Below are 4,644 nucleotides of genomic sequence, written 5' to 3' on the forward strand. Positions count from 1 at the left end.
CCTTGGGCGCAGCCGCGCTGGTGGCGTGGTGGAGCCTGCCGGCGGAGGTTCCGGCGTACACCGCGACGCTCAGCGCGGAGCGCGGCGAACGCCGGCAGGTGACGCTGCCCGACGGCTCCATGCTGGAGATCAACGGCGCCACGCGCGCCGACGTAAGGCTTTACGCCGAACGCCGGGAAGTGGCGCTGGACCGTGGCGAGATCCTGTTTACCGTCAGCGCCGATGCGGCCCGTCCATTCATTGTGCGCGCCGGCAGCGGCGTGGTCCGCGTGACCGGCACGGTCTTCGATGTACGGCGCGATGAAGAACAGGTGGCGGTGCTGGTGGCGTCCGGCACGGTGGAGGTGTCGGGCGGCCGCTGGTGGAACATGGGCCATGCCGTGCTGCGCGCGGGCGACGCCATCCGCGTGCCTGGCAGCGGCGCGATCGGCGTGCCGGCGCCCGCCGATGTCCAGAGCGCGATCGCCTGGCGGGAAGGGCGGGTGGTGTTCAAGAACGCGCCGCTGGCCGAGGTGGTGCGGGATATGAACCGCTACTTGTCCGCGCCATTGCGGCTGGCGGACGACAAGGTCGGGCGCCTGCGGGTGTCGGCGTCATTCAGCCTGGATCGCCCTGAAGCCCTGGTCGACGCCTTGCCAGCCGTGGCGCCAGTAAAGCTGACGCCGAGCGCGGATGGCGCCCTCGACATCAGCGCCAGGTAAGCCCGGCGCGGTGCGGTTACAAAATAAATGAGAATGGGATTCAGGTTTATCTTGGACTGATTCGTTCTACGAAGGAAGGCGGCAGCCGCCGCGTTTCCATTTCGGGAAACGTTCCCCGTATCGTCGAACAGAACAGCAGGTACTTGTGACTATTCCAGCAGCCCGGCATTTCTCCGCGGCCACGTATTTTGCGTGCGCGTCTCCCCGTTTCATGCTTTCTTCCTTGGTGTTGGCCTTGAGCCTGGCGACGGCAGGTACGCCGGTGAGCGCGTGGGCCCAAGCGCCCGCCGTATCGATCGACATCGCGGCGCAGCCCTTGGGCGATGCCCTGATGCAATGGGCGGCGCAGACCAAGGTGCGTGTCTTCTATGCGCCCGAGGTGGTGGCTGGAATCAGCAGCAAGGGCTTGCGCGGCAGGCTGGAGCCGGAGGAGGCCTTGCGCAGCCTGCTGCAGGGCTCGGGCGTGACCTACCGCTGGCAGGGCGACAGCATCATCCTGTCGCGCGATGGCGGCGTGGCCAGCCTGGCGCCTGTCACGGTGCTGGGCAGCATGAATCCGGCGGTGACCGAAGGCTCCGGTTCCTACACGACGCAGGCTTCAGCCGCGGCCACGGGGCTGACCCTGTCGCTGCGCGAAACCCCGCAGTCGGTCAGCGTCGTGACGCGTCAGCGCATCGACGACCAGAACTTGCGGTCGCTGGATGAGGTGATGGGCAATGTGGTGGGCGTGCAGGTGGTCAGCGAGGACACCGACCGCACTGATTTCTGGTCGCGCGGCTTCTACATCGACAGCCTGCAGTACGACGGCGTGCCCACCACCATCGGCCTGTCGATGTATGGCGAATCCGACAATGATTCGTTCATCTACGACCGCATCGAAGTGGTGCGCGGCGCGACCGGGCTGATGACCGGAGCGGGCAATCCGGGCGCTTCCATCAACCTGGTGCGCAAGCATGCCAACAGCCGCGAATTCACCGGGATGGTCAGCGCCGGCGCGGGTTCGTGGAATCAATACCGCGGCGCCGTGGACATGTCCACGCCGTTGAACCAGGAAGGCACCGTGCGCGCGCGCATGGTGGCGCTGTATCAGGGGCGCGATTCCTACATCGACCTCTACCATGCGAACAAGAAGGTGTTCTACGGCGTCATCGATGCCGATCTGACGCCATCGACCCGGCTGAGCGTGGGGGCGGATTATCAGGACAAGCGTCCGCGCGGATCCACCTGGGGCAGCCTGCCGGTGGTGTTCAGCGACGGCACGCCGACCGACTGGCGGCGTTCCAAGACCACGGCGGCGGACTGGACGTACTGGCACACGACCAACCAGACGGTGTTCGCCACGCTGGAGCATCGCTTCGCCAACGATTGGGAAGTCAAGGCCGACTGGTCGCAGCGTAAAAGCAAGTACGACGCCAAGCTCCTGTATCTGTACGGCGACCTGGATCGCGTCACGGGAACAGGCCTGGCGACACTGCCGGGGTACTGGAACTCCTATGCGCAGCAAACCTCGCTGGACCTGCAGGCCACGGGGCCGTTCAGCCTGTTTGGCCGCAAGCACGAACTAGTGGTGGGCGCCATGCGCAGCCGCTACGGCGAGGACTTCTACCGCTATGGTTTCGACCGCGCCACGCTGGCGGATACCGGCAACTTCTACGAGTGGGACGGATCGTACGCGCAGCCGGCCTGGACGGAGGCCAGCCTGCGCGATACGGTCACGCACCAGCGCGGCGTCTATGCCGCCGCCCGGTGGTCGCTGACGGATGGGCTGACCGCCATCACGGGCGGCCGCTACGCGACCTGGGAATCGAAGGCGCCCACGCGCGACCAGAAGGATTCCCAGTTCATTCCGTACGCCGGCCTGGTGGTCGACCTGAACGACACGTACTCAGCCTACGCCAGCTACACCGACATCTTCCAGCCGCAGGACAATCGCGACAGCAGCGGCAACTACCTGGACCCGGTGCAGGGCCAGAACTACGAGGTGGGCCTGAAGGGCGAGTACCTGGACGGCAGGTTGAATGCGTCCGTCGCGCTGTTCAAGGTCAAGCAAAGCAAGGTGGCGGTGCTGGACGGCGACAAGCTGGTGCCGGGCACGCCCGACCAGGCCTACAAGACCGCCGATGGCGTCACCACCAAGGGCATTGAACTGGAAGTGAGCGGACAACTGGCGCAGGGCTGGAACGCCTATGCCGGCGGCACCTACTACGCCAGCCGCGACGCGCAGGGCGTGTCGGTCAATCCCGAGCGCCCGCGCGCGGTGGCCAGGTTGTTCACCACTTACCGGTTGCCGGGAGAGTGGAGCCGTCTGACGGTAGGGGGCGGCGTCAACTGGCAGTTGTCGAGCTATTCCGAAGTCAGCGCCGGCGACAACATGGTCACGGTCAAGCAGAAGGCCTACGCGATCTACAACCTGATGGCGCGCTACGACTTCAATTCGCGTCTGTCGGCGCAGTTGAACCTGAACAACCTGTTCGACAAGAAGTACTACCTGGGCGGCGTGGGCAACCAGGTCTACTACGGCGAGCCCAGAAGCGTGTTCGTCAACCTGACCGCCAAGTTCTGACTTCGAGGCGCGCGCCGGGGCGGGCCCGGCGCGGCTTGCGGCATGCCGCGGCAGGCTGCCGTCCGCGGTTCTTGTAAAGAGGCCGAAGATAATTATAATTGCGAATCATTTTCATTAAAGTGGAAACGTCTGGCCTAGACGCCCGGGCGCACCGTCATGCCATCCTCTACCTTCGCTCCTCGCGCCGAGGTGCAATCGGTCTATCAGGCTCACCACCAATGGTTGCGCAGCGTGCTGCAACGCAAGCTGGGCAATGTGTCCGACGCGGCCGATGTGGCGCACGACACGTTTGAACGGCTGATCCGCGCCGACCTCCGCGAACCGCTGAACGAGCCGCGCGCCTATCTGCGCACCATCGCCACGCGCCTGCTGATCGGCCGGGCCAGGCGGGCCGCGCTGGAAGCGGCCTATGCCGAATCGATGGCGCTGCAGCCGGTGGCGGCGGAGCCCTCGGTCGAAGCGCGCGCCCTGATCCTGGAAGCCCTGGAACAGGTTTGCGAACTGCTTGACAGCCTGCCCATGAACAGCCGCCGGATCTTCCTGATGGCGCAGGTGGACGGCATGTCCTATGCCGAAATCGGCGAGCGGCTGGACCTGACGCCCAACGCCGTGCAGAAGTCCCTGGCCCGCGCGCTGGTGCATTGCTACACGGCCGTCTACGGTTGAGGCCGGGCAGGATGGAGAACGCAAAGCTGCTGCGGCCACTTGCGCCGGAAGCAGGAACCGTCGATCCCAAGATCGTCCGCCAGGCCGCCGACTGGTGGTCGCGGCTGCGCGAGGATGCGACCGACGAGGACCGTACGCGCTTCGAATGCTGGCGCCAGGCGCAGCCTGCGCATGAACTGGCCTGGCAACGGCTGAACGCATTGACGCGCGATGTGGCGGCGGGCGTCGCCGAAGCCGGCAGCGGGGTGGCCGCGCGCACGCTGCGGCAAGCGCCGTTGATCCAGTCGCGCCGCAACGCCATCCGCTGGATGGTGTCGGCGGCGGGGCTGGGCCTGGGCGGCTGGGCCGTGAGCCAAAGCGGCGCCGTCCGTGCGCTGTCGGCGGACTTGCGCACCGGCACGGGTGAACGACGCGCCGTGACGCTGCCGGACGGCACGCTACTTGAGCTGAACACCGCCAGCGCGGTGGACCTGCGCTTTACGGCCAGCCAGCGCGAACTGGTGCTGCTGGAGGGCGAGATCCTGGTGACCACCGGGCAGGATCCGCTGGGCCGGCCCTTCACGGTGCGCACGCGCGCGGGCGTGCTGACGCCGGTGGGCACGCGTTTTCTGGTGCGCGGCCTGGAAGATGGCCGCATCAGGGTGGCGGTGCTGGAAGGCGCGGTGGACGTGCGCGGCCTGGATCCGAACGATGCGCCGCGGCGGGTGCCGGCCG

General features: G+C 66.7%; 4 protein-coding genes. All 4 read left to right on the forward strand.

Annotation, left to right across the window (positions count from 1 at the left end; all coding sequences use genetic code 11):
* A partial coding sequence (locus tag VIR09_RS14620; RefSeq protein ID WP_332013517.1) for a FecR family protein occupies positions 1–701 on the forward strand: 701 nt, incomplete at its 5' end.
* Between the two features lie 211 nt (positions 702–912).
* Complete coding sequence (fhuE, locus tag VIR09_RS14625) at positions 913–3,264, forward strand: ferric-rhodotorulic acid/ferric-coprogen receptor FhuE (RefSeq protein WP_332013518.1); 2,352 nt, start codon at positions 913–915, stop codon at positions 3,262–3,264.
* Positions 3,265–3,420: 156 nt separating this feature from the next.
* Positions 3,421–3,930, forward strand: coding sequence for a sigma-70 family RNA polymerase sigma factor (locus tag VIR09_RS14630; RefSeq protein ID WP_332013519.1), 510 nt, complete (start codon positions 3,421–3,423; stop codon positions 3,928–3,930).
* An 11-nt stretch (positions 3,931–3,941) separates the two neighbouring features.
* A partial coding sequence (locus VIR09_RS14635) for a FecR domain-containing protein (RefSeq protein ID WP_332013520.1) occupies positions 3,942–4,644 on the forward strand: 703 nt, incomplete at its 3' end.

The sequence above is a fragment of the Achromobacter sp. genome, from assembly GCF_036567245.1.
Lineage (GTDB): Bacteria > Pseudomonadota > Gammaproteobacteria > Burkholderiales > Burkholderiaceae_B > Achromobacter.